The 22136-nt window shown below is 52.3% G+C and carries 18 protein-coding genes; 2 read left to right on the forward strand and 16 right to left on the reverse strand.

The features are described 5' to 3' along the window. Positions 1 to 314: 314 nt before the first annotated feature. The 15 genes from Q0824_RS17335 to Q0824_RS03055 all read right to left on the reverse strand — a co-directional run bounded on the left by Q0824_RS17335 (position 315) and on the right by Q0824_RS03055 (position 18303). Positions 315 to 515: a glycosyltransferase family A protein gene (locus Q0824_RS17335; protein ID WP_366521621.1), complete on the reverse strand. Its 201-nt coding sequence runs from the start codon at positions 513 to 515 to the stop codon at positions 315 to 317. After that, entirely contained in the window at positions 487 to 1833 is a 1347-nt protein-coding gene (locus tag Q0824_RS02990) for an O-antigen ligase family protein (protein ID WP_298447399.1), read from the reverse strand. The genes Q0824_RS17335 and Q0824_RS02990 overlap by 29 nt, the downstream gene beginning before the upstream one ends. Positions 1834 to 1872: 39 nt before the next feature. After that, entirely contained in the window at positions 1873 to 3018 is a 1146-nt protein-coding gene (locus tag Q0824_RS02995; RefSeq protein WP_298447401.1) for a glycosyltransferase, read from the reverse strand. After that, positions 3015 to 4910: an asparagine synthase (glutamine-hydrolyzing) gene (gene asnB, locus Q0824_RS03000; RefSeq protein ID WP_298447403.1), complete on the reverse strand. Its 1896-nt coding sequence runs from the start codon at positions 4908 to 4910 to the stop codon at positions 3015 to 3017. The genes Q0824_RS02995 and asnB overlap by 4 nt, the downstream gene beginning before the upstream one ends. Continuing rightward, positions 4910 to 6082: a glycosyltransferase family 4 protein gene (locus Q0824_RS03005; protein ID WP_298447405.1), complete on the reverse strand. Its 1173-nt coding sequence runs from the start codon at positions 6080 to 6082 to the stop codon at positions 4910 to 4912. The genes asnB and Q0824_RS03005 overlap by 1 nt, the downstream gene beginning before the upstream one ends. Then, positions 6079 to 7266, reverse strand: coding sequence for a glycosyltransferase family 2 protein (locus tag Q0824_RS03010; protein WP_298447407.1), 1188 nt, complete (start codon positions 7264 to 7266; stop codon positions 6079 to 6081). Before Q0824_RS03010 ends, Q0824_RS03005 begins: the two co-directional genes overlap by 4 nt. Continuing rightward, entirely contained in the window at positions 7263 to 8378 is a 1116-nt protein-coding gene (locus tag Q0824_RS03015; RefSeq protein WP_298447409.1) for a FemAB family XrtA/PEP-CTERM system-associated protein, read from the reverse strand. Before Q0824_RS03015 ends, Q0824_RS03010 begins: the two co-directional genes overlap by 4 nt. Then, positions 8368 to 9474, reverse strand: coding sequence for a GNAT family N-acetyltransferase (locus Q0824_RS03020; RefSeq protein ID WP_298447410.1), 1107 nt, complete (start codon positions 9472 to 9474; stop codon positions 8368 to 8370). Before Q0824_RS03020 ends, Q0824_RS03015 begins: the two co-directional genes overlap by 11 nt. 42 nt (positions 9475 to 9516) lie before the next feature. Continuing rightward, positions 9517 to 11343: a carbamoyltransferase C-terminal domain-containing protein gene (locus Q0824_RS03025; RefSeq protein WP_298447412.1), complete on the reverse strand. Its 1827-nt coding sequence runs from the start codon at positions 11341 to 11343 to the stop codon at positions 9517 to 9519. After that, complete coding sequence (locus Q0824_RS03030) at positions 11340 to 12335, reverse strand: polysaccharide deacetylase family protein (RefSeq protein ID WP_298447414.1); 996 nt, start codon at positions 12333 to 12335, stop codon at positions 11340 to 11342. The genes Q0824_RS03025 and Q0824_RS03030 overlap by 4 nt, the downstream gene beginning before the upstream one ends. Positions 12336 to 12400: 65 nt before the next feature. Continuing rightward, on the reverse strand, positions 12401 to 13750 hold the full coding sequence (locus Q0824_RS03035) for a hypothetical protein (protein ID WP_298447416.1): 1350 nt from the start codon (positions 13748 to 13750) through the stop codon (positions 12401 to 12403). A gap of 4 nt (positions 13751 to 13754) precedes the next feature. Then, positions 13755 to 14633, reverse strand: coding sequence for a polysaccharide biosynthesis protein (locus Q0824_RS03040; RefSeq protein ID WP_298447417.1), 879 nt, complete (start codon positions 14631 to 14633; stop codon positions 13755 to 13757). After that, a complete protein-coding gene (locus Q0824_RS03045) occupies positions 14626 to 16209 on the reverse strand; it encodes an XrtA system polysaccharide chain length determinant (RefSeq protein WP_298447419.1) in 1584 nt (527 codons plus the stop codon). Before Q0824_RS03045 ends, Q0824_RS03040 begins: the two co-directional genes overlap by 8 nt. Beyond that, positions 16209 to 16847: an XrtA/PEP-CTERM system exopolysaccharide export protein gene (locus Q0824_RS03050; protein ID WP_298447420.1), complete on the reverse strand. Its 639-nt coding sequence runs from the start codon at positions 16845 to 16847 to the stop codon at positions 16209 to 16211. The genes Q0824_RS03045 and Q0824_RS03050 overlap by 1 nt, the downstream gene beginning before the upstream one ends. Before the next feature lie 49 nt (positions 16848 to 16896). After that, a complete protein-coding gene (locus tag Q0824_RS03055; protein WP_298447422.1) occupies positions 16897 to 18303 on the reverse strand; it encodes a TIGR03013 family XrtA/PEP-CTERM system glycosyltransferase in 1407 nt (468 codons plus the stop codon). A gap of 302 nt (positions 18304 to 18605) precedes the next feature. Here Q0824_RS03055 and Q0824_RS03060 point away from each other — a divergent pair, with 302 nt between their 5' ends. Together Q0824_RS03060 and Q0824_RS03065 are read left to right on the forward strand one after the other, a co-directional pair. Continuing rightward, complete coding sequence (locus tag Q0824_RS03060; protein ID WP_298447424.1) at positions 18606 to 19514, forward strand: XrtA system polysaccharide deacetylase; 909 nt, start codon at positions 18606 to 18608, stop codon at positions 19512 to 19514. Between the two features lie 31 nt (positions 19515 to 19545). Beyond that, positions 19546 to 20583, forward strand: a complete 1038-nt coding sequence (locus Q0824_RS03065; RefSeq protein ID WP_298447426.1) for an AAA family ATPase — start codon at positions 19546 to 19548, stop codon at positions 20581 to 20583. A gap of 16 nt (positions 20584 to 20599) precedes the next feature. Here the strand turns inward: Q0824_RS03065 and prpD are convergent, their stop codons facing one another. Beyond that, positions 20600 to 22096, reverse strand: a complete 1497-nt coding sequence (gene prpD, locus Q0824_RS03070; protein WP_298447428.1) for a 2-methylcitrate dehydratase — start codon at positions 22094 to 22096, stop codon at positions 20600 to 20602. Positions 22097 to 22136: the final 40 nt, after the last annotated feature.

Here is a 22136-nt window from a genome sequence, read left to right on the forward strand (position 1 = left end):
CCGCTTCAGAGCTATATAGGTTACTACTACAGTTCCTCCAGTCGTTCGGTTTTGTACTAGAAGTTGAGAGTAGATTTCCCTTTTGATGTTGTGGTCCGCGAGCTATTCGTAATGTCTGAGCCTCTTGGTCAATTATCTCTGTCCCCGATTACACTAGACCCGCACCAACTTCACAGCGGTATTTGGAGCTCAAGTCTTTCTACCATCCAGAGATCATCACTACCGAGGAAAGCAATGAACTAACCCCTTGCCACAAGTATGCTATTGTTCCTGGCAATAACCTGCCCCTGATTTGGCTGAATTGTTACTTGAATCTAATCTGGAAATAGCGCCTCAAATTTTCTGAGGATCGATAATGTGGCATCGGTCGAGCCATCATTGATCACGATAACTTCAATAGGCTCATAGGTCTGGTAAGGAACACTTTGTATAGTCTCAGAGACTAGCCTTTCACGGTTATATACCGGGACAATAACTGATACCAATTTACTGGTTTTTCTTGGCTCTCGCGACACTCTGAACTTCCTTGTTTCTTTCAGCTAGCTCGGTAACTCGGAAATAATAGATATTTGAAGCCACAGCAATAAATAGTATCAGCCAGTATAGAACTTCCGCTCTTGTGCGGTTTATAAAGCTGGCAGCGACTATAAAGCTCAATAAAGCCCCTTCGAGCGCCAGAATTTTGAAATACGCATCATAATTTTCTTTCCTAATCAGGTGTTGCTTTGTACGGCGGGATACCCGATAAGTTGATACAAGAAGCGCCAAAAAAATCAAAAATCCTAGCCAACCTATTTCGGCCAGCGCTTGGAACCACGTAGAGTGTACAGCTTTACCAGTTGTCCGGTTTTCAAAGTAATGAGCAGGTAAGTACGCCGGGCTTAATTGAATGTATCCACCTATTCCAACTCCTAAAGGGTAATCATTCAGAACATCGAAAGTCGCGAGCCAGAAATCGATTCTGTGGGAACCGCTTTTGCCGCCATCATCAACCTCACGCAGTGTATCCATTCGCTCCCAAAATGCTTCGTCGGCAACATATAAGGTGCCCCCAAAAGCAACCAGAATTATCAGGATAGCTGCTCCTCTTTGCCCTTTTCGTTGGTATCTTGAAAAGATCATATAGAAAAGGAAGAACAGACCTCCAGCTACAGCTCCCAAAAATGCTCCGCGACTGTTAATAAGAACAATTGCGTTGGCAATAAGGGCGCCACAAAAGATGCTCAGTATCTTTATTCTTTTGTTACCAATCCATGCTGTGTAGGTTAAAAGTATTAATGCAGGTACCATGGCAGCTGCGGTCATGTTGCCGTCGCCGCCTGTATCTACCATCCCTATGCCCTCAACCCTGCCCTGCGAATTCCGGCCTAAGGAGTAAGCTACATAACCGATGTACGTGGTTCCCAAAATATATGCCCATAGGCAGGCGTCCAGAGCCTTCTCTGAATTTACTAACTTATAGGCCACCAAAATGATGACGACCAATTTGACAAAATCAAAGGTAAAACGTGAGTGCTCGTCGGGGACGATCGCGAATAAATTCATCACTTCGTACATAATCAACAACGCCAACAGCCATTTGAATATCGGCTGCTGTTTCCATGGTGCAAGCTCTGTCAATTCCCTGTACTTCACCACCAGAATAACTAGCATGAATGAGGCAGCGATTAACGAGTATCGCATTCCCGGGATTGTGGCTGCCCACCAACGGCTGTCTGGATTGGCAAGATATACCGCTTGATACACAATGAAAGACGCGACAGGTGTCACGAAAAAGGCAGTAAAAATACCACCGAGAAAAACAAACAGAAAAAGCAGTGCGACCTTAGACATATTTAACGGCGGTGCCTCGTCCCTATTGGTATTGTTATTTCAAAGACTAGTGTAAACCGCCCGATAACTGGCGGTCATTGCCGCTGCGCTGAACTTTTCAGTGAAACGTAGATTAGCAGCAATCCCAATCATTTCCCTCAAAACTGCATCATCTCGCAAACTTTCTATAGCATTTGAGAAACCAAAAAAATCATCAGGTTCTGTTAGTATCCCCGTTACTCCATCTTCAATGATTTCCGGGTTTCCACCAACACGGGTTGCGACCACAGGCATGCCCAAACTCATCGCTTCAAGCAGAGTCATTGATGTGCCCTCTGTGTGTGAAGAAAGCAAAAACACGTCCATCGCAGCCAGATAATGCAAAGGGTTATTAATAAAACCAGTGAAAATTGTTTTCTGATTAATCCCATACTCAGTTGCTAGCCCGACGAGTTTTTCTTTATCAGGGCCATCTCCTACCATAAGCAGGACTGCATCTGGGTTCTTGGTTGAAAACTCTTTAAAGGCTCTGAGCATCATGCTCTGGTTTTTAACCGGATCAAGGCGGGAAACGGTTCCAACTACGAACGCATCTTTTCGAACTCCTAACCTGTCTCGTATCTTTTGCGCCTCTAGGCCATTCTTCTGTAACGGATCTATACCGTTGTAAATAACCCGGACTTTCTTTCGTGGGATGTATTCGAATCTGACGAGAGCGTCCTTGGTTGCGCTTGAAATCGCAACAATATCCGGAGTCAACATTGCCATTATAGGGTTAGCGAACATTGCTTTATGACGATGCCTATCTGGATAAAAACGTCCGTGTTCAGTAAACACAACTTTTGTATCAGTGCGCCAAGCTCCAAGCCACCCATACACCCAAGGCGTGTATTGGTGGCAATGCACCACATCAAACCGCCCTTCCCTCAAGCACTTACGAATTGCTTTTATCAACGACCAGTCAAACCCCTGCTTGCGCGCAAGTTTATAAACCGGAACACCAGACTGCTGAAGCGCTTCGCCTAACGGCCCGATGTGGCCGTCGATACAAAGAATTTCAGACTCGACGCTTTGACTGGCCATGCCTTGAACAAGCTGGCGTATAACCTGTTCAGTACCACCAATCCCCATATTGAAGGTAAGGTGCAGCACCCGCAGCGCCTTCTTGGGAGACTCTACTGTTATTTTTCTCTGTTCGCCCATCATGCACTCACCTGATACTGCTGCCACCAGAGTTCAAATGCCAGTAGCGACCATAGCTCTTGCGTGAACTGGTCATCCCCTGCCAAATGCTTTTGCCAGAGTCTGCGAATGCCAGCTGGCTGAAAGAAGTTGGCCACACCGCTATTTGGAGACAGTAAAAGCTGATCAACGATAGGCCTAAGTTCATGCCGCAACCACTGCGCCAAAGGCACCGAGAAGCCCATTTTCTTTCTATAGAGAATATCCTCTGGCAGCATGCGCTCAAAAGCTTTCTTCAGAATGTACTTCTTCTCTTTCCCGTGGAGTTTCAGTGCAGCGGGTATCTGCGCGGCATACTCTACCACCCGGTAATCAAGAAGCGGGGCCCTAGTTTCCAGTGAGTTCGCCATGCTCATGCGGTCTACCTTCACCAGAATATCCCCGGGAAGGTAAGTTTTTATGTCGGTGTAGAGAATGCTGGATAGGTGGTCGTCTGTGCCGGCATTCTTGTAATGAGCTCGGGTGATATCCGCCGGGTCGTACCCTTGCGTTTCCCGCTTCAGTTCACCCGTAACGAGTTCATTCCAAACATCTCTACGGAAGAAGCTGTTTGTGATAAAGAATGCTTCATCCGGATCGAGCGCAAGGGTTCCGAGAAGGGATTTTGCTTTTCGCGTAGGGCCGGAGTTGATCAAGCCAGCCAGGCGGGCGAGCCCGGGGAATAGATTGTGGCGAACTCCGGCAGGAAACAGCCCCCTTAGCCGGTTTTCTACGTGGTCTGTGTAATATTTGCTGTAGCCCGCAAAGTTCTCATCGCCGCCGTCCCCAGCAAGTGCCACGGTTACTTTTTGTCTGGCTAGCTGCGATACAAAATACGTGGGTACAAACGAAGGGTCTGCAAAGGGCTCGTCAAAGAACCGGGCAATGCTGTCAAGGCTGTCTGCGACATTGTCTTTCACAGTGAATTCGTGGTGATCGGTTTTGAATTGCTCGGCAACTTTTTTGGCCCAGTGCACTTCATCAAACCGCTTTGAATCAAAGCCGATGGCGCAGGTTGTCACGGGGGTGCTGGCGTGGCCTGCCATCAAGCCAACCACAGCGCTTGAATCAATTCCGCCACTGAGGAATGCCCCAAGAGGCACATCGCTGACCATGCGCAGGCGAACGGCATCGTCAATCAGGTTGTAGAGGCCATCCTGCAGTTCATCCAGACTGGCACTTGAGGGTGAACCGAATGACACATCCCAATACTGTTCTTGGTGTGTGTGGGTACCGTCGGTTTCCAACCAATAGCCGGGGGCCAGTTTGTGTACGTTTTTGTAGATGGTTTTTGGGTCTGGTACGTACTGGTAGGCGAAAAAGTCTTTAATTGCATCGTGCCGCAACTCGGTTTTAACGAAGGGAGCGGGCGTTAGAGCCTTTAGCTCAGATGCGAATGCAAACTGTCCATTGGCTTCGTAAAAGTACAGTGGCTTCTTGCCAAGGCGATCCCGAGCCAGGAATAGCTTTCGGGCTGTGCGATCCCAAATGGCTAACGCGAACATGCCATTCAGTAGTTGGAGGCATTCCGGGCCATGAATTTCGTAGAGTGCTAGTAGCACTTCCGTATCCGTGCGGGTACGGAAGTTATGGCCCTCGCTAATCAGATCGTCGCGCAGCTCCTGAAAGTTGTAGATTTCGCCGTTATAGGCAATAACGTAACGCTCAGAGGTGGATACCATGGGCTGGGTGCCGGCATCGCTGAGATCAAGAATGCTCAGCCTGCGATGTACCAAGCCGACTGCGTCGTCAAGCCACGTTGAACCCGCATCTGGGCCGCGATGAAAAATGGCCTGCCCCATGTTGTCGAGCCAGCCCTGATGGGCGTCTCTACCTGGTGTCGAGGCAGTGCGAAGGAAACCGGCGAACCCGCACATTAGCCCACCTCTCGCTTTTCTGGGGACTGTGTCGCGGCTACGGGTTTGGCTTTGCCAGTCAGCTCTCGGAACAAGGCTTCATATTCATCTGCCATACGGGCAGCAGAGTAGCGCGCATGCACCATTTCCCTGGCATTTTGACTAAGGGTGGCCGCCAGCGCGGAATCTTCCAGAACCTGTTTGCAGCATGCAGCCAGTGCAGCCTTGTCACCAAAGGGCGCCAGTAAGCCTGTTTTGCCATGTTCTACGAGCTGATCAACGCCGGGAATATCATAAGCCACCACAGGAATGCCCACGGCCATGGCTTCCATCATGCACCGGGGAATGCCCTCCAGAGAGGAGGTCATAACGAACAAGCTGAATTTGGAAAGCAGTTCTAGGCGATCAGTGCGAAAGCCTAAAAACTCTATGGCATTAACGCTCTTTAGCTGTGCTGCCTGTTGTTCCAGGTCTGATCGTTGACTGCCACCGCCCAGCAGTTGCAAACGAAGGTTTGGCTGCGTTTGGTGGAGCTGGTCAAAAACCTCGATCAGATCCGGTATTCCTTTGCGGGGAATCAACTGGCCGATAAAACCTATGACGGGGGATTCTTTATCAGCGGTATTTGTCTGAGGCAGGCTTGCCAAAGCCCCATCAATCTCTTTGAGATCTACGCCGTTGCGGATAAACGATGTTCTTGCTTCGGGCACTTTGAATCGCTTCATGTCGTCCATCAGTTCTTCCGACAGTGGGACAACCCGGTCGAAAAAGCGAAGCATGTAGGTACCGATACGAATAAATGTAGCGAGTTTGAAGCCAACGTTGCCGGAGAAACCGTGTGGTGTGCTGACACAAGCAATACCGGCACGTTTGGCAGCCATCAGCCCTAATATGTCGGATTTGTATCCGTGGGTATGAATAACGTCGATTTTGTTGTTGCGGATCACTTCGCACAGTCTGCTAACTACTCGAAAGTCGAAACGGCCGTTCATTTCCAGGTAGTGAACCTGCTGGCCATCGGTGCGTGGATAGTATTCGGCAACGGAAAGATCCTGATCCGGAGATTCCCGCGTGACCGCAAGATCACAGATCACGTCATCACGGTTGATGTTGTTGGCCAGCGCGAGAACCCAACGTTCCGCCCCGTAAAATCCCGCGGGGGTAATGAACTGAAGTACTCGTAGCTTACTCACTGGTCTGACACTCCGGAATTCCTTGTTTCGTTGTTTCTGGCACTGTTCCACGTTACTTGGGTGCGCCCCTGAAGCGCCTTCACAATCCCGCGAACCGCATAGCCATTTACCATCACAAAGTAGTAAGGCGTAGCAATCCAGGTTGGCAATTCGTTGCGATTTTGCGAAAGGTGTCCCACAAGGGTTAGCGCCAATATAAGCACTGTGCCTGCCGTGATAAGTTTGAAAAGGCCAAATCCTGAAAAAGCCAACAGTACGCTACCTGCCACCCCCACAAGCAGGAACAAGGGGATCAGCCAGCGCAATAACTTGTGAGAGATTACCTCAAAGGAAAACACGCCTGATTTGGTAGGATTCATTACCTGCCCTACCCGCATTAGCCCCCGAATACTGCGGTTTACGATGCGCTCTTTGCGGGCCACTTCCCGGTCGAAATCGCCAGCGGTTTCCTCGAAGCACTTTGCATCTGCATCGAACACACCGCGGTAGCCTTTGGCGATGATTTGCAGGGGGTTTACGAAATCGTTGATGTCCTGCTGTTGCAGCGGTTCCCAAAGCTTGGTGCGAATGGCGTAGATGGCACCGTCTCCGCCCACTACGGAATGCAGGCGGGATTCCATCGCTTTGATGGCCAGTTCATAGCGCCAGTAGAGGTTTTCGTTGCGGGCGCTGGCGCCCTCGTGGCCGTCGGTATAAAGGGCTGCACCCACCACATAACCCACATCCAGATCGGCAAAGTTGCGCACCAGTTTGCCGATGGCATCGCTGGCGTACATGGCGTTCGCATCGCTGAACACGGTTATGTCGGCTTTCACCTGCTCCATGGCAAGGTTGATGCCCATGGTTTTGCCCAAGCGGCCTTCCTGGCGAATTAATACTATGCCTTCGTTCTCAAACTCTCTTACCGCGTCGTCTGTACCATCCTCTGAGCCGTCTGATATCACGATGATCTGGAGCAGCTCTTGCGGGTAGTCCAGCTCCAGCGCATTTTGCAGTTTCTCGCGAATAACGTCTTCTTCGTTGTAGCAGGAGATAATCAGTGCCACAGAAGGTTTTTGTTCCCCCCGGCGATGGGTGATATCCGGCAGGCCTAGGGTGAGCAACCACAATATGGCCGGGTACCCGAAATAAACGTACACGGGCATGGCAAGGCAAAGCAGGGTTAACAGCAGTACTAACGTCATAAGGTAATGTATCGTCTCAATTTGGGGCCAACCCAGTTGGCGAACGACAGCGGCAGCCGTCGCCAGATATTTTCAATCAGGGGCCGCAGCTGTGAGGCAACGGATGCCCCGCTGCTGTTGGAATCGTTACCCGGCAGATTTAGCATGCCGCTGCGGTATTCTGTCCAGACCAACCTATAGGGTTGGGCACCCCACTGTTTCTTGAATCGGTAGGTGCCTTCATCCAGTGTTGAACGGCCGAAATCGAACCGGGTGTATCCCAGATCGCACACATGGCTTAACAAGGTCCAATACAGCAGCATATTAGGCGCAAGCCGGTTGAACTCTTCCAGCGTGGATGCCCAGGGAATGCAGGCTTCTTTACCCCCTAGCAATACGATGCCCGCCCCCACGGGCTTATCGGCCTGAAACACAATGCCAATCAGCATGTGCTCGCCATAGGCGGCTTTCAATTCCTGAAACCACTGCAGGCTATGCACCGGCGAACCCAGCCTACGCATGTTTTGGGCAAACACCTCGTAAAACAGCTCTACCGCACCCGTTTCTGTGTGGAGTTCGGCTCTCAGGCCATTTTTTTCAGCTTTGCGGATCTGGCTTCGCAGCTTGGGCTTGTAGCTTTTGAACAGGGCTTCGCTGTTTTCGGGTAGGTCGCACAACATTCGCACTTTTGTGCTGCCAGGCAAGGCATCAATGCTCTGCTTGTTTTGATCGCGTGTGGCATCGCTGCCGGCGTTCAGTGCTTCACCACCCTCACGGATTTCGAGGATCTTGACTCGATTTGTTTTAGTTAGAGCTTTGGCTTCGGTAATCAGTTGTTCCTGAATTTCCTCGTTGTCTGCCAGTGCACCGCCAAGATCGCAAAATGGCAGTGTCACCAGGCTGCTAGTGCCGATTGGCGGTTTTACTTCCACCAATGGCAATACACCACAGAGTGTTTCCTTGTGGTGCGCGCTGATCACCCAACCCGTGTGGTCATAGGCTTGTTCAGTCGCATGCAGCCAGGCGCTTCGGTGATAGGGCGTGGCTGCAGAATGCCCTGCCACGTACCGATTGTATTCATCGGCCGGGAATGCGTTAAATCTGGAGGCTCGAATATGTAGGTCAGCGCTCATTGTCGGCACTTGCCTCCCCAAGCCAGCGGTTTCTTGCTCGCCTTGCAACATCCTCAAGCTTCAGCTTGAAGCGGGGCCGCTGTAAAGCAATCTGCACCAGGTTGCGATGAAAATGGCCAAGGTTGGACTTGTAACGCTCATCGCCGCCCATAAAATCGTAATAGTCGAACCCTTGATTGCGGTAATCTTCAATGCACAGAGCATGGCCCAGCAAGCCTGGTTTAAGGCGGTTATCGGTTTCGACGGCCATACCACCCAAGTAAAAATACACCACCTTGTTGTGCAGCAGGTTGTAGAAAAAAGCAATTCCCTCATCCCCCGCCATTACGGAAATCAGATCAACGCTCCCCTCTGCCCACTGTTCACGAATAAGCTCCCGGTGGAATCGCACGAAATCCGGGTTGGCAAACCCGCTCTGGTCCGGCCCTTTGCCCCAACGTTCGAGGTGCCTGGGGCCAATGGCATCGAATACGGCCAACGCCTGGTCTACGGATTCAGGACGAACCAGGGTGACTTCACCTCGCTCGTTGTAAAGCCGGTGCGCACGATTTATCTGGTGGCGAGTGTTGCGCGAAAGGGTAGCGAGATAGTTTCCTCCGCTTTGGCGCAAGCCATCAAGATCGACCCCAAAACAAGGTGCTTCCCAACGCAGATACTTGTACAAGCCGGTGATTTTCGCATAGCGGTCGGCTTCGTCGGCGTCAATAGCCCCCAGAATAAACTCGTCCCAGCCAGGCATGGTACGGCACAGGTGCTCCAAGCAGGCTTTTGCAACGGCGTCTTCTTTGCCGCGTTCAGCCAGAAAACCGTTGTACTCGATCCAGATTTGATCAAGCAGCTTGTGGCCGGTTTGATGCAGGCGTAGGCAGCGGGATTTCAACAGGCCATGTCGGCGCTCATCGCTCTCTACTACCAATCCCAAGCCAACCAAGCGCTCTCCTTCCATTACGCGAAGTACCAAGGCATCTGGCTTATAAACGTTCAGCCAATGCCCCAGCCATTGCCAGGATAGAAACACCGTGGGTTGTGCACGGTGTTCCAGATCCAGCCAGTCGCTGCGCAAGGTTGCGCATTGGCTGGCTGGTTCTGTTGTCACGGTCAGCCGTCCTGCTGTCATGGTGCTACGTCCGTTGCCTGTTCAGTGCGCCGGGTTCGGGTGTTTTACCAGAAATGGACCTATGGCGAGATAGTCCAGGGCACCCTGAATGAAGGCTCTTACGCCATCCTCCGGAGAGTTGACGATGGGTTCTTCGTGCATATTGAAACTGGTGTTTATCAGGCTTGGGATGCCACTCAGCTTTTCGTATTCGGCCAATATGTCGTAGTAACCGGGGTTGGCTTCACGCTGGATAAGCTGCGGCCTGGCCGTGCCATCTACGTGCACAGCCGCCGGGCAGTTTTCTTTCATGAAATCGGTGCAGTCGAAGGTCACTGTCATAAATTCAGCCGCGTGCTCAGCGCCTTTGATGTTGAGATAGCACTTCTCACGGGCTTCGTAGAGGGTCACCGGGGCAAACGGCATGAACTCGGTGCGGCCAAGGCGTTTGTTCAGCCACTGATTCACTTCCGGTTCGCGGGCGTGGTACAGAATGGAGCGGTTACCCAGGGATCTTGGGCCATACTCCATGCGGCCATCGAACCTTGCGACTACTTCGCCGCCGTGAATCAACGCGGCGACTTCAGCCGCCAGATTCTCGGGCCGGCGATACTGCAGGTTTTCCGCCTTGAGCGCCTTTTCCATTTCGGCTTCGGAATAATCAGGGCCCATGTAGGCATTCACGATGGAGGGTTTAACGCCACCCGGCCAGCTGTGATAGAGCGCAGCGCCTGTTCCGCAACCCCCGTCGCCCATGTTGGGGTAAACAAAGATGTGGTTTACACCCTCAATTTCAAAAATGCGCTGATTGAGTTTTACGTTTGCTGTTACACCGCCAGAGAGCACGATGGTGTCGATACCGGTTTTTTCTACCCAGTAGCGAATATAGTTGGTTGCTACCTTCTCCAGTACATACTGGTAAGCGGCTGCCACATCGATTTTCGGGAATTTGGAGGCCAGATAACGGGAGAAAAACACGTTATTTGCTTCGTAAATCCGGAAGTCGCCCGGCTTCTGCTCAATGCGGGAGAGAAGAATTTCGCCCAGGATTTCTGGGTCACCGTAAGAGGCCAACCCGACAATTTTACCTTCGTGACGGCTGGGCTTGAAACCAAGGCTGGATGTCACGTGCTCGTAAAGGGTGCCGAGTGAATTCGGGAACGGCAGACCATGCAAGCGGTGGATTTTGCCATCCCGAGCTTCGCTCACCGAACCGGCCAAGCCGGAGCCGTAGCCATCCAGAGTCACGCACAATGCACGCTCATACCCACTGCACAGAAAACTGTTGGCTGCGTGAGACAGGTGGTGATCCATGCGCTTTACCGGTTTGGTCCAGCCCATGTCGCTCAAGCCTTGAACGAGTTCGTTTTCCCACTGTTGGAACGATTCGGTAGCGCCCTCACCCCAATGCCGGGAGGATTTCAGAGCCGCGTTGTTAGACGCCAGTTTCTGCACACCTGCCATGTTGTAATAAGAGTTATGCAGAAACCCTTTTTCCATAATGGCATTGGGGTGCTGAAGGCCGTGAATCGGCTGATTGCGATCTGGCACCCGGCCCAATGCATCTTTGATTTGTGGGCTTAGATCCCTGGGTTGAAAACCTTTGATAAAGGTCTTCTCATCTTCCAGGTTTTTTGTGAACAGCTTCTGTTCGTTCTCCCAAGTAAGGAACGGATAGCACACCAAGTCGAAGTCGCTCATGGAGAGGCCGGTGTAGGCAAGTGCTTTCTCCAGTGCCAAGCGCGGGAAACCGGATTGCTGCTTGGTTCTGGTAAACCGTTCCTCACCCGCGGCGAAGAGGATGTTGCCATCTTCAACAATTGAAACTGTCGAGTCTTTGTCTAGCGGGGATATCCCTAGCACCTTCATGCCTTACTCTCCATATACTTGCGAACGCGGGTGGGCGTTGAAGCCTGGCCGCCTAATTCGTTGAAAAAGAAATCGAAAAACTGTCGAAAGCTGTCCAGAAACCCCTTTAACTGGGCTTCGTTCTGTACATACGTTGTGTTACCCGGTACTACGCTGGGGCTATGGAAGCTCCAGGTGAACGTGCGTACGCCCTGATTGTAGAGTGCCCTTGTAAGCTTGATGTGTTCGGCCGGTGTGAACCCTTCCGGAGAAAGCATTAGCCTGTCCACCGCGCCGGCCCGAGCGAGAATGCCCGGAGCCTTAAGCTTACGCAGCCGTTGCGCGGCCTCGTACAGCGGGACCGCCACCGGTTGAGCCCAGCCGATAAAGCCACCGGTGCAGGGAATCTCCAAAATGGGTTTATCGGACCCACCAAACCAGAATGGGTGTGCGTTGTACCTGCGATAGTCCGGCCCGCCATCTTCCCGGGAATCCAGGGGTGGGCAAACGGATAAATCAATAGTGAACCCCAGTTCCTGAAGAATGCCCGTGGTATTGGGCCCAAAACCGTAACGCCCGGCCTTGTAGGCAACGGGCGCCTGACCAAAATTCTGCGCAATGGTATCCCGCAGCACACGGAGTTTTTCCCGCTCCAGACCTTCGGGCAAGTTGCCGGGGTACATATTTGAGCGGGACAGTATTTCTTCTTGAGGTGGGTTAACCCAAGGGTGAAGGTGGGCCCCAATTTCACACTGGCCTTTCTCGGCAAATTGTTTGAGCAACCCGTAACCGTGGCGCTGGCTGGCGACCGGATAGTCAATGACGTAACACGGGCGAATGCCATACTCGTTGAAGATGCTCTGAGCACGATCGATGTGCGCCATCGCGGACACCCGATTCGCCCTGGCGTCTGGTTCGGCACTCCAATCAAACTCTTCTTCAGTATCAATCACCACGATCAGTTGTGGTGGTGTCTCCGGTGGGAGCCGTATGTCCTTCTTTTGTTCAAACATGATTCCATTCCTGACTGTCGTATCGCCGTGCTACTACGAATCGCTCTAATGGCCAGCTGCCAACGCTACCTACTCAGTGCAAAACCGTGAGTCAGCACAAAACGCAGCTCAAATTGCTCTTCATCACTTCGGGCCAGACGCGTACGCAAGTACGATTGGTTGAACTGCACACCAAAGCTTGTGTTCTCAGCCAGCTGTCGACTCCAGTGCGTAGTAAAGCGATGAATCTGCTGGACAATAATGTTGGCATCTTCGTCTGCTTCAGCGTTCCAGCTGTATCCGAACGTTAGCCTTTGAAGCGCCGTCAGCTGAAAACCAAGGCTGGTACCAGCACGGTACTCATGGGTGGTTGCACCGGAGACCTGGGATTCCAGGATTGAGCCTTCAGCATAGATCCCTAGATCACATACATCGCAAACCCGTTGGTTGTTATGGGTAAAGAGCAGTGAGTCGGTAACGACCAGCTCTCGCAACCGGATTGTCTCTGGCAGGAATGAAAATTCCGGTGGGAAGCCTGTAGAAAGGTCTGTGGCGCTGTCAGACATGCTGCGATCGTATTTGATGGCTGTACGCCAATCAGAAGTGACCCAGGAGCGTTCTAAAAATCCGGTTATCGCCTCATTTTCGCTGACTGTACCGTCTGGGTACTCCGAGTTTGCCTTGCTAACACCGCCACCGATGCTAAAGAAGCCGCCTTCCGCATCGTAGCTGTATACAAGCTGGACTGTATCGATGGTTATATCTGTACGCCGTTCTTCAGACCAGCTCCGGCTGGCGTTGAGACTGCCTGTGGAGCGATCGGTCAGCCTGCGAGATAATTGGCTGCTGGCCGTCACGGATTTCTGATCGTTCAGGGTGCCGCTGCCAAGCGTTCGGCCAGCCTGGCCCGCAAATCGCAGCGTTGTCAGTTCGCCAGGGTAAAAACGAAGCCCGGCGCCTGCGCTCACGCTGTTCTGCATGTCATAACTTGACGGGTTGATCACAAACCCTGTGTCGTTACGTACTGAGTTGACCGTATGGCCCAGGTTAAAGTCGAGCCGGCTAGCGGGATCTTGGTGGGTGTAACGGGCCGCACCGGTAATAGTGCTGTTATCGGACTGATCCGAATCCGCCGATTGCCAGCTGGTATCAACCGTGCCGCCATACTGTAGCGTCAGCGCATTCGCGCCTCTCTCCAGAGTGCCTCCCACAGCCCCGGATACACCCACTCCCGGCTTTGTATTGGTATCCGTGTAGGTGCCCTGATCTGTACGCGTGTGAGTAACAGCGGTGAATACGGACGCAGAGCCAGAGAGCACCGATATATCGTCACTGAGGCCCTGCGCCGTTGCCACGAAAGGCCAGACAGCACAGCAAGCGCCCGCCAAAAGACCGGCGAGGCGGTAGTTGTTTGCAATCCCTGCTGTTCGCGCCACTGTGCTACTCCTGAAAAATCAGGCCGGAGAATTTGTCTGACCCAAGTGCATCCACGGAATCTTCAATGACTTCACCGGTGACTTCTCCAAATGGAACACCAAATACTATCTGGTCTGCGAAACGCTCAAGAATCCGCGCCTCGGTGTTCTCTCGAAAAGGTGGTGCATTCAACACTATGCACCGGTCTGGATAGCGTGCTTTGAGTTCAGTCATCAATTCGCGCATGCGAACGGCTGAAAACAGCTCCACTGCGGAGGATGCCCGAGTGCCTGCCGGAATCACTGTAAGCCGCTCTACACCACTGGAGTAGAGTATCGATTTGATGTCCATGGAGCGGTCGGCTACAAAATCCGTAACACCGGTATCCATCGGGCTGGAAACCAGGCCTTCCAGTTCGTTGCTGTAAGGATCGCAATCCACGAGCAACGCTGAGGTTTGTGAATCCAGGGCAAACGCAGCCGCCAAGTTGTAGGCCGTGAGCAGGCCACCGGGGCCGGTGCCAAGACTGCTGAACATAACGGTGAAACTATTACCTTCGCCCGCCCGGTTGCGCAGCTGTATTCGTAACTCCCGGTAGGCATCCATGACTTCTTTATCTGCCATACCCGAGAAGATTATTTTCCTTTCCCGCAACTGCTCACGGCTCCAGGGCCGAGGGTTACCAATTAGCCCCAGAGACACCGATGAATCGTAAACCGTCGGTGGGTGTTCACTTTTATTGGATTCCACCCGGGTCCAGTTTGGTTTGTCTCTATCTGAACCTGCATAGGGGCGCTCGGTGCGGAAGTTATCCTCCGCGTTGGCTTCACCACGGGTATGCCTATGTTGGCGCTGTTCTTCCTGACTTTTAAGAAGGGCATTGTAAAGTTTGTTGTCATCCATTAGATGCGCCCCCCCCTAAACCAGTTAGCTCGCCTGCTTTGTTAATCAATTGTTCCGGGGTAATGCCCATCACGCTGAACACAAGAACGGCGAGATACGCTGCCATGAACACGGCCAGCATCAGCAGAATCGACAGCACATCTTTGCGAAACAGGCGGTCTTTCCAGGTGCTTCTGTAATGTGGAATGCTGGTCAGCACGGGAATAGACTCCGGCAGGGCCAGTTGCAGCGCACGGGGCGAACGTACACGTTGATCAAACATTACGAGCATTACCAGCAAGCCCAGTACCATGGCGCTGCCAAGGAACGGGCCCGCAAGACCAACCTGGTACAACTGCAGGCCATCCCATCGAGTGGGATACGTAGCGGGCTCCTGAATTTTATAACTTACGCCCTCTCCCTGAACGTCCAGTGTCATCGACAACCGTGCTTTTTCCCGGCGTTGGAGCATGTCTTCGTAAACGCCTCGGGTAACGTCGTAATCCCGGGTTAGCTCTGAAAGCTGCGCCTGGTTCTCTGCAACACGTTGCGAGCGAACAAACGATTCTTCGAGGAGTCGCTCCAGGGATGCCAAGCGGTTTTTCTGAACGGCCAACCGGGTGGTGCTGTCGGAGAGTTGAATTTTAAGGTTTTCGTATACCGGATTTTCCATTACCTCGGTAACACTACCATCCCGATCATCATCGGTTTGGGTGGATACGCGCTTCTCGAGATCTGCGATCTGGTCCTGAACGCTAACCACATCCGGGTGGCGCTCGTGGTAACGCAACAATAGAGAGTCCAATTCTTGCCGCATAGCGACTAACCGCCGCTCGGCAGAGGACTTGCCGGGGTCTACAGTGATACGGCGCACCGGCTGCTCGCTATCCAATTGACGACGGGTAAGCGTTACCTCAGATTCGGTTTGCTGGATTTCCAGCTTGAGGTTTTCAATCTCCCGGCGCAGGTTTTCAATTCTGGCAAGCACGCTACTCTCGGTGCCATCCTGATTGCCAGATTTGAATTCTTTCAAGCGCTGCTCAGCGTCTTCAAGCTGGCGTTGGTAGGATTTAACTTGAGAATCAATGAACTCAAACGCACCCTGGCTCTCGGAGCGTTTTTTACGCACAGTGCGCTCGATAAAGCGGTTAAGCACTGCGCTTAGGACCTGAAAAGACTCATCTGGATTTCTGCTAGTGTAGCTCAGCTCGAGGAAGTTCCGGTTGGACACCCGAATACCGACCTGCGTTCGCAACTCACTGATTATCCCGTTCCGAAGAGCATCCGTTTCACCGCCCCGGATCAACCCGGTATCCAGAGCAATCTGCTCAAGAAATGTTCGGCTCTGCATCATTTCCCGAGCTTCGTTAATACGGTCAAGCTGAGTCACTTCGGCTTGGCCCCGGAGCAATGGCTGCAGGATATTGGATTGGTCGGCGTACAAAACGGCTTGGGAGGTATAGCTTTTCGGGGTTACATAGCCCAGCGTCAACACCCCTGCCGTCACGGCCATAAAAATAACTACAGCAGCCAACCTGTGGCGGTAAAGCTCAAGCTTTACCGCACGGAGGGTGTCGAGAATGAACTGTATATCCATCAGAGCTCGCCTCGGAACAACTGTTTGCGGGGCACGCTGATAACATCCCCAGGCTGCAAGCTATGGTTCGTAAGCATGTCGCCGTCGGTAAGTATGGCTTCAAGATCCAGCCCAAAGCTCTGATATTCGCCGTTGATCTGGCGGTGCAGAACGGCGCGGCTGTCTGCTGCAAAATCGGTAACGCCACCCGCCATAAGGATAACGTCGAGCACTGTCATGCCAGGCTGAAAAGCCACCGACTGCGGGGCTCCCACTTGGCCCGTTACACGAACCCGGTTCCGGAACTCTTTACTGAGTGGGTTGGTGACCATCACTGTCACTTCTGGCGTACGGATAAACTCGCCCAAGGTGTCACTGATTTCGGCGGCCAGTTGCTCAGGCTTTTTACCTTCTGCTTTAACATCCCCCATAAGGGGCATCGAAATATACCCATCGGGACGAACCACAATGGACTGCCCCAATTCCGGATTTCGCCAAACGTGGATAGAGATAGTATCCCCAACGCCTATCTCATAGGGCTCTGCCTCCAACTCGGATGCCGGCGGCATGTCGGCGGAAGAAGGTAAGCCTGCACAGGCAGCAATAAACAGACCCAGAACTGCAATCAAACCCATCCGCATAAACGTGAAACTAGTCATAAACGCCCTCCAATCCCTTATTGTTCTGAAGTTCAGTATGGCAGAACCGTTACCGTACGCCTTTACCCAGGAGGATCACTTCCACTGTTTGGATCATGATCAGAAAATCCATCAAAAGGCTATGATTTTTGGAGTAGTAAAGATCGTACTCCAGCTTGCCCCGGGCGTCTTCAACGGATGCACCATAGGGATATTTAAGTTGTGCCCAGCCCATCAGGCCAGGTTTTACATAATGCCGGGTATCGTAAAACGGAATTTTCTCTTTCAGTTCAGAGACAAACTCCGGTCTTTCCGGGCGTGGCCCGACGATGCTCATTTCGCCTTTGATCACATTGTAGATCTGTGGCAATTCATCCAGGCGGGTGTTGCGTATGAACGCGCCAACCCTGGTAACCCGGTTATCATTCGCTGAGGCCCACTGGGCTTTGCCATCTTTCTCGGCGTCCTGCCGCATGCTGCGAAACTTGTAGATGCGAAATTCTTTACCGAGCATGCCCACCCGAGTCTGGCTGTAGAGTATTGGCCGCCCGGTTTCCAGAAACACGGCGATAGCTGTGAGGATAATGAACGGTATCATGACGGCCAGGAGCGTGAGGCTGATCAGCAGATCCAGCGATCGCTTGGCGAATACCCGGGACTTCGAGGCTTTAAACCCCTCCGAAAAGACTATCCAGGAGGGGTGAACCATATCGAGCTTGGCCTTTTTAAGCTCTCGCTCGTAAAAATCTATGCCATTGGTGATAGCGATACCACGAAGTTTGCACTCCATCAGATCGGGCACAGGTAACCACCCGCCTTCATTGCGGCGGCGCTCCTGCTGGGCAATGACAATCTCGGAGATCCGATTTTGCCGACAGAACTGGTATAGGTCGTAAGGCGTGGGCAGCAATTTATCGGCATCGACAGCCCCGTTTGGAATGTCTGAGATGCAACCAATGATCCGAACACCTAACGCACGCATGTTGCGCTCGTACTCATCAAGAAGGTTGGCTGCAAAGTCACCGGCACCAAAGATCACTACACGACGAACGAGTTTCTCCGAATCCACAACTCGCAAAAATATGAGCCTCAACACAATCACGACCAGCGATGCGCAAATAACCGCCCAGAACAGATTGGTGCTGCCGGGGTTCGCCGTTGGCAACAAAAGATAGAGCAGTTTCAAGCCGATTCCGCCCACAAAACAGTAGGCAACCAAGGTGCGGAAAAACAGGGCTGAAAGGCTTTCATGGACCATGGCGAGATAGCCACCCATCGCAAGGGTTCCGCAGCTCAGAATCAGCGCGAACAGGCTAGCAGACAGAGCATCTGTATCGACGGAAGGATAACCGACTCCCGCAATGGACAGCAGCAACCCAAGAGAGGAAAAAATTGCATAAAGAACAACAAATTCGAGCGCGGCAAGCACCAGATATTGGATATGAAGATAGTGTTTTCTGAATCTTATATACGTCACGCCGAACTTCCTTGTCGTCTGCACAACAACCTGCGCCAGACCAACATCAAATTCTCCAGCAGATCACGCTCACTTTAGCTTTGAACGACACCCTTTCCACTGGTTCATTTTTTATTTAGTGGCCCATTCTGCGCTGGCCAGCAAGTAATCTCAACACATTGTATCTTTTGGTTACATAGTTTTACATTGTTTTTTATTGCTAGCCGACTTTATTGCATCAAGAATTGTATTTGCGCGGGCAGTGGGTGAAGATTAAGGCCTAGGTACTATTCCATTATTGGTACCACAGGTAAGGAGCACCCATGCCAAGTCAGGATAGACCTCAACCTTTGCACGCCATGAGCATAGACGTAGAAGATTACTTCCACGTTGCGGCTCTTTCTGGCGTGATCCGCCCAGAGCAATGGGGCTCGCTACCCTCTCGGGTGGAGCAGAACACCGAACGGCTGCTGGCGCTGTTTGAAAAGCACGATGTTAAGGCGACCTTTTTTGTGCTTGGCTGGGTTGCCGAACGATTTCCTGCCCTGATTCGAACCTTATCCGACCATGGCCATGAAATCGCCTCCCACGGATACAGCCACCAACTCATTTATAACCAGACTCAGGATGTTTTCCGGGAAGAAACGGTTCGCTCCAAAGCACTTCTGGAAGACATCACTGGCAAATCCGTCGACGGTTACCGTGCTGCCAGCTATTCCATTACCCGTGAGTCTCTCTGGGCGCTGGATATATTAAGCGAAGCAGGGTTTACCTGGGATTCGAGTATTTTCCCGATTCGGCACGATAACTACGGTATTCCTGATTCTCCAACTGCGCCCTACTCTATCCAAACCGCCAGCGGGGCGATTATCCGTGAGTTCCCGTTAACCACGGCGCACATCATGGGGCTTTCCATTCCCGCGGCGGGGGGCGGTTATTTTCGCCAGTTCCCTTATCCGGTATTCCGGTATCTCTTTCGCAATGCGTCCGGTTTTGGCGCGCGGCCGCAAATGTTTTACCTGCACCCTTGGGAAATAGACCCGGAACAGCCACGTTACGATAACGCAAGCTGGTTTTCCCGCTTCCGACATTATACTAATCTGGACCAATGTTACGGTCGCCTTGAGCGCTTGCTTGGGGATTTCCGATTCGGAACTGTGAGTGAAAGCTATAATGCCTACGAACCAGACAAAACCCTGCTGCGCAGCGATCAGATGATCCGCCTCGCTTGATTCAGGGCAATGAGCTGAACAGGAATTGACTATGTATCTGGAATTTTTCGGTCTCCATAGACATCCCTTCCGTATTACGCCGGAAGACGATTTCATTTACATGAGCCAGCAACATTCACGGGCTTTTGTATACATGTCTTCAGCGATCTGGAGTTCTGAGGGCTTTGTGGTTATCAGCGGTGAGATCGGGTCTGGCAAGACAACTTTGCTGAAAAAGACGGTCCGTAACCTGGAAGGCAATCTCAAGCTGCTCAATATTTCCTACACCAATCTTGAATCCAAGGACCTGTTTGGCCTGATCCTGCGTAAAGCCGGAATGAAGGTAGAGGACGAGAGCAAGGTGGCCATGCTGTTCCAGATCACAGACTACCTTGAGCAAATGGCCAAGGCTGGCACACCTGTAGTGCTTACCATTGATGAAGCCCAGAACCTTACCCGGGAAAACCTTGAAGATGTTCGTATGCTGGCCGGTATGGAAAGCATGGGCGGGCCCTCAATGCGAGTTATTCTCCTGGGCCAGCCAGAACTCAAACAGGCCGTACTGGATATCCCGCAGCTGGCCCAGCGGGTAAAGCTGTTCTTCCACCTGGAAGGCCTTTCTCCGAAAGAAACCGCTGAATATATTGATTACCGGCTTCTGGTTTCCGGCCACGGCGGCAATAAACTGTTTGATGGGGACACGGTTCGCGAGATTCACAAGCTGAGCAAGGGCATCCCACGTCTGATTAACAAGCTGTGTGACGGCATGATGATGTGCGCCTACTCGGAAGACCGGCCGTTTATTGATCCCCATGACTTGAAATCCATTCGTAAGGATTTGCTGGGCGACGATCTGCCGGTGAACACTCCGAAGTTGACTGGCCTGAAGAAACGGGAGCACGCGACCCCAGAGCAAACCGGGACCGCTGGCGATTTGGCGGGTGTGGGCCAGGCGCTCGTCCGCATGGCGGAAGCACTGGAGCGTATTGACAGCAGGCTAGCCAACATTTTCCCCGACGAGCAATCTGCCCGCAGGGAAAACCATGGCGTGCCGGATAACGTTAAGCCATTGTCGCCCAGCAGGAAGTAATCGCTGCGGTACCGGCCTAGATAACGAACATATCCACAAATTCGTGAACGGTAGTCTCTTCCAGGTTCTTCTGGTTTTTGCAGGCGCCGAAGATCTGCTCGCATCTTTGCGCCGGAAAGCGGGTTGCCAGATTAGCCCGGAACTTGTCAGATAGCAGTGGAATGCTCTCCTCTCTGCGCCTGCGGTGACCTATCGGGTATTCCACAGCCACTTTCTCCGTACTGGAGCCATCCATGAAGAACACCTGGATGGCATTCGCTATTGAGCGCTTATCTGCCTCGAGATACTCACGGGTATAGCGCTCATCCTCAACGATTTCCATCTTGTCTCTGAGTTCATCGATGAGTGGGTTGGCTTCGTGGAAGCTGTCTTCGTAATGCTCAGCCACCAGATCACCAAAAATGAGCGGCACAGCTGCCATGTATTGCAGACAGTGATCTCGGTCTGCAGCATTCGCCAGTTTACCGACCTTGGAAATGATGCGAATGGCAGATTCGTGTGTGGTTATTACGATTCGGTCAATCTCATCAAGCCGGTCTTTCACTTGCGGGTGAAGTGTTACAGCGGCTTCGGCTGCCGTCTGGGCATGAAACTCTGCGGGGAAAGATACTTTGAAAAGTATGTTTTCCATCACATAGGAACCAAACTCCTGAGGTAACGAAAACTGGCGCTTGTCTTCCGGTTTCAGGGCCTGGTCTTTGTTTGTTTTGCTGAAGAGGACGTCGTAAAAACCCCACTGGGGTGCCGTCAGTGCGCTTGGAATACCCATTTCACCGCGCATGGCAATATCTGCAAGGCGCACTGCGCGGGAGGTGGCGTCACCGGCTGCCCAGGATTTCCTTGAACCGGCATTGGGTGCGTGGCGGTATGTTCGCAGTGCCTGACCATCTACCCAGGCATGGGAGAGCGCAGTCAGCATTTGTTCGCGAGTCGCCCCCATAAGCTTAGCGGTGACGGCCGTTGAAGCCACTTTCACCAATATAACGTGATCCAGACCCACGCGATTGAAGGAGTTTTCCAAAGCGAGCACGCCCTGGATTTCGTGGGCCATGATCATGGCCTCGAGAACGTCACCCATGGTGAGCGGCGCTTTTCCTTCAGCAACACGCTTTTGAGACAGGTGGTCCGCCACCGCCAGTATGCCGCCTAAGTTATCCGAAGGATGCCCCCATTCGGCTGCCAGCCAGGTGTCGTTATAGTCCAGCCAGCGCACGATACAGCCGATATCCCAGGCTGCTTTTACAGGATCGAGCCTGAATGAGGTACCGGGAACCCGGGCGCCGTGGGGAACAACCGTGCCCTCCACAATCGGCCCAAGGTGTTTGGTGCAATCCGGAAAGCGTAAAGCCAGCAGGCCACAGCCTAGGGTGTCCATAAGGCAATGGCGCGCCGTATTCCAGGCTTCCTTGCTTGTTATTTTATAGGTGAGGACGTAATCGGCGATCTTCTGGAGGGCTTCGTCGTAATCAGGGCGTTCGTTGAGATCGAATGTGGCTGACGTAGTGACTGACATAGCACCGGCTCCTTCGATTTGAGTGTCTGCTTACTACAGC

The organism is uncultured Marinobacter sp. (genome assembly GCF_947488835.1).
In the GTDB taxonomy this organism is placed as follows: Bacteria; Pseudomonadota; Gammaproteobacteria; order Pseudomonadales; family Oleiphilaceae; genus Marinobacter.

Coding starts and splice junctions, on each gene's coding strand:
- Q0824_RS03015 (WP_298447409.1), bottom strand. CDS start 8,378: ATGAGCGCTGACCTACATATTCGAGCCTCCAGATTTAACGCATTCCCG.
- prpD (WP_298447428.1), bottom strand. CDS start 22,096: ATGTCAGTCACTACGTCAGCCACATTCGATCTCAACGAACGCCCTGAT.
- Q0824_RS02990 (WP_298447399.1), bottom strand. CDS start 1,833: ATGTCTAAGGTCGCACTGCTTTTTCTGTTTGTTTTTCTCGGTGGTATT.
- Q0824_RS03030 (WP_298447414.1), bottom strand. CDS start 12,335: ATGTTTGAACAAAAGAAGGACATACGGCTCCCACCGGAGACACCACCA.
- Q0824_RS03050 (WP_298447420.1), bottom strand. CDS start 16,847: ATGACTAGTTTCACGTTTATGCGGATGGGTTTGATTGCAGTTCTGGGT.
- Q0824_RS03065 (WP_298447426.1), top strand. CDS start 19,546: ATGTATCTGGAATTTTTCGGTCTCCATAGACATCCCTTCCGTATTACG.
- asnB (WP_298447403.1), bottom strand. CDS start 4,910: ATGTGCGGGTTCGCCGGTTTCCTTCGCACTGCCTCGACACCAGGTAGA.
- Q0824_RS03010 (WP_298447407.1), bottom strand. CDS start 7,266: ATGACGTTAGTACTGCTGTTAACCCTGCTTTGCCTTGCCATGCCCGTG.
- Q0824_RS03040 (WP_298447417.1), bottom strand. CDS start 14,633: ATGGATGACAACAAACTTTACAATGCCCTTCTTAAAAGTCAGGAAGAA.
- Q0824_RS03045 (WP_298447419.1), bottom strand. CDS start 16,209: ATGGATATACAGTTCATTCTCGACACCCTCCGTGCGGTAAAGCTTGAG.
- Q0824_RS03060 (WP_298447424.1), top strand. CDS start 18,606: ATGCCAAGTCAGGATAGACCTCAACCTTTGCACGCCATGAGCATAGAC.
- Q0824_RS03025 (WP_298447412.1), bottom strand. CDS start 11,343: ATGAAGGTGCTAGGGATATCCCCGCTAGACAAAGACTCGACAGTTTCA.
- Q0824_RS02995 (WP_298447401.1), bottom strand. CDS start 3,018: ATGATGGGCGAACAGAGAAAAATAACAGTAGAGTCTCCCAAGAAGGCG.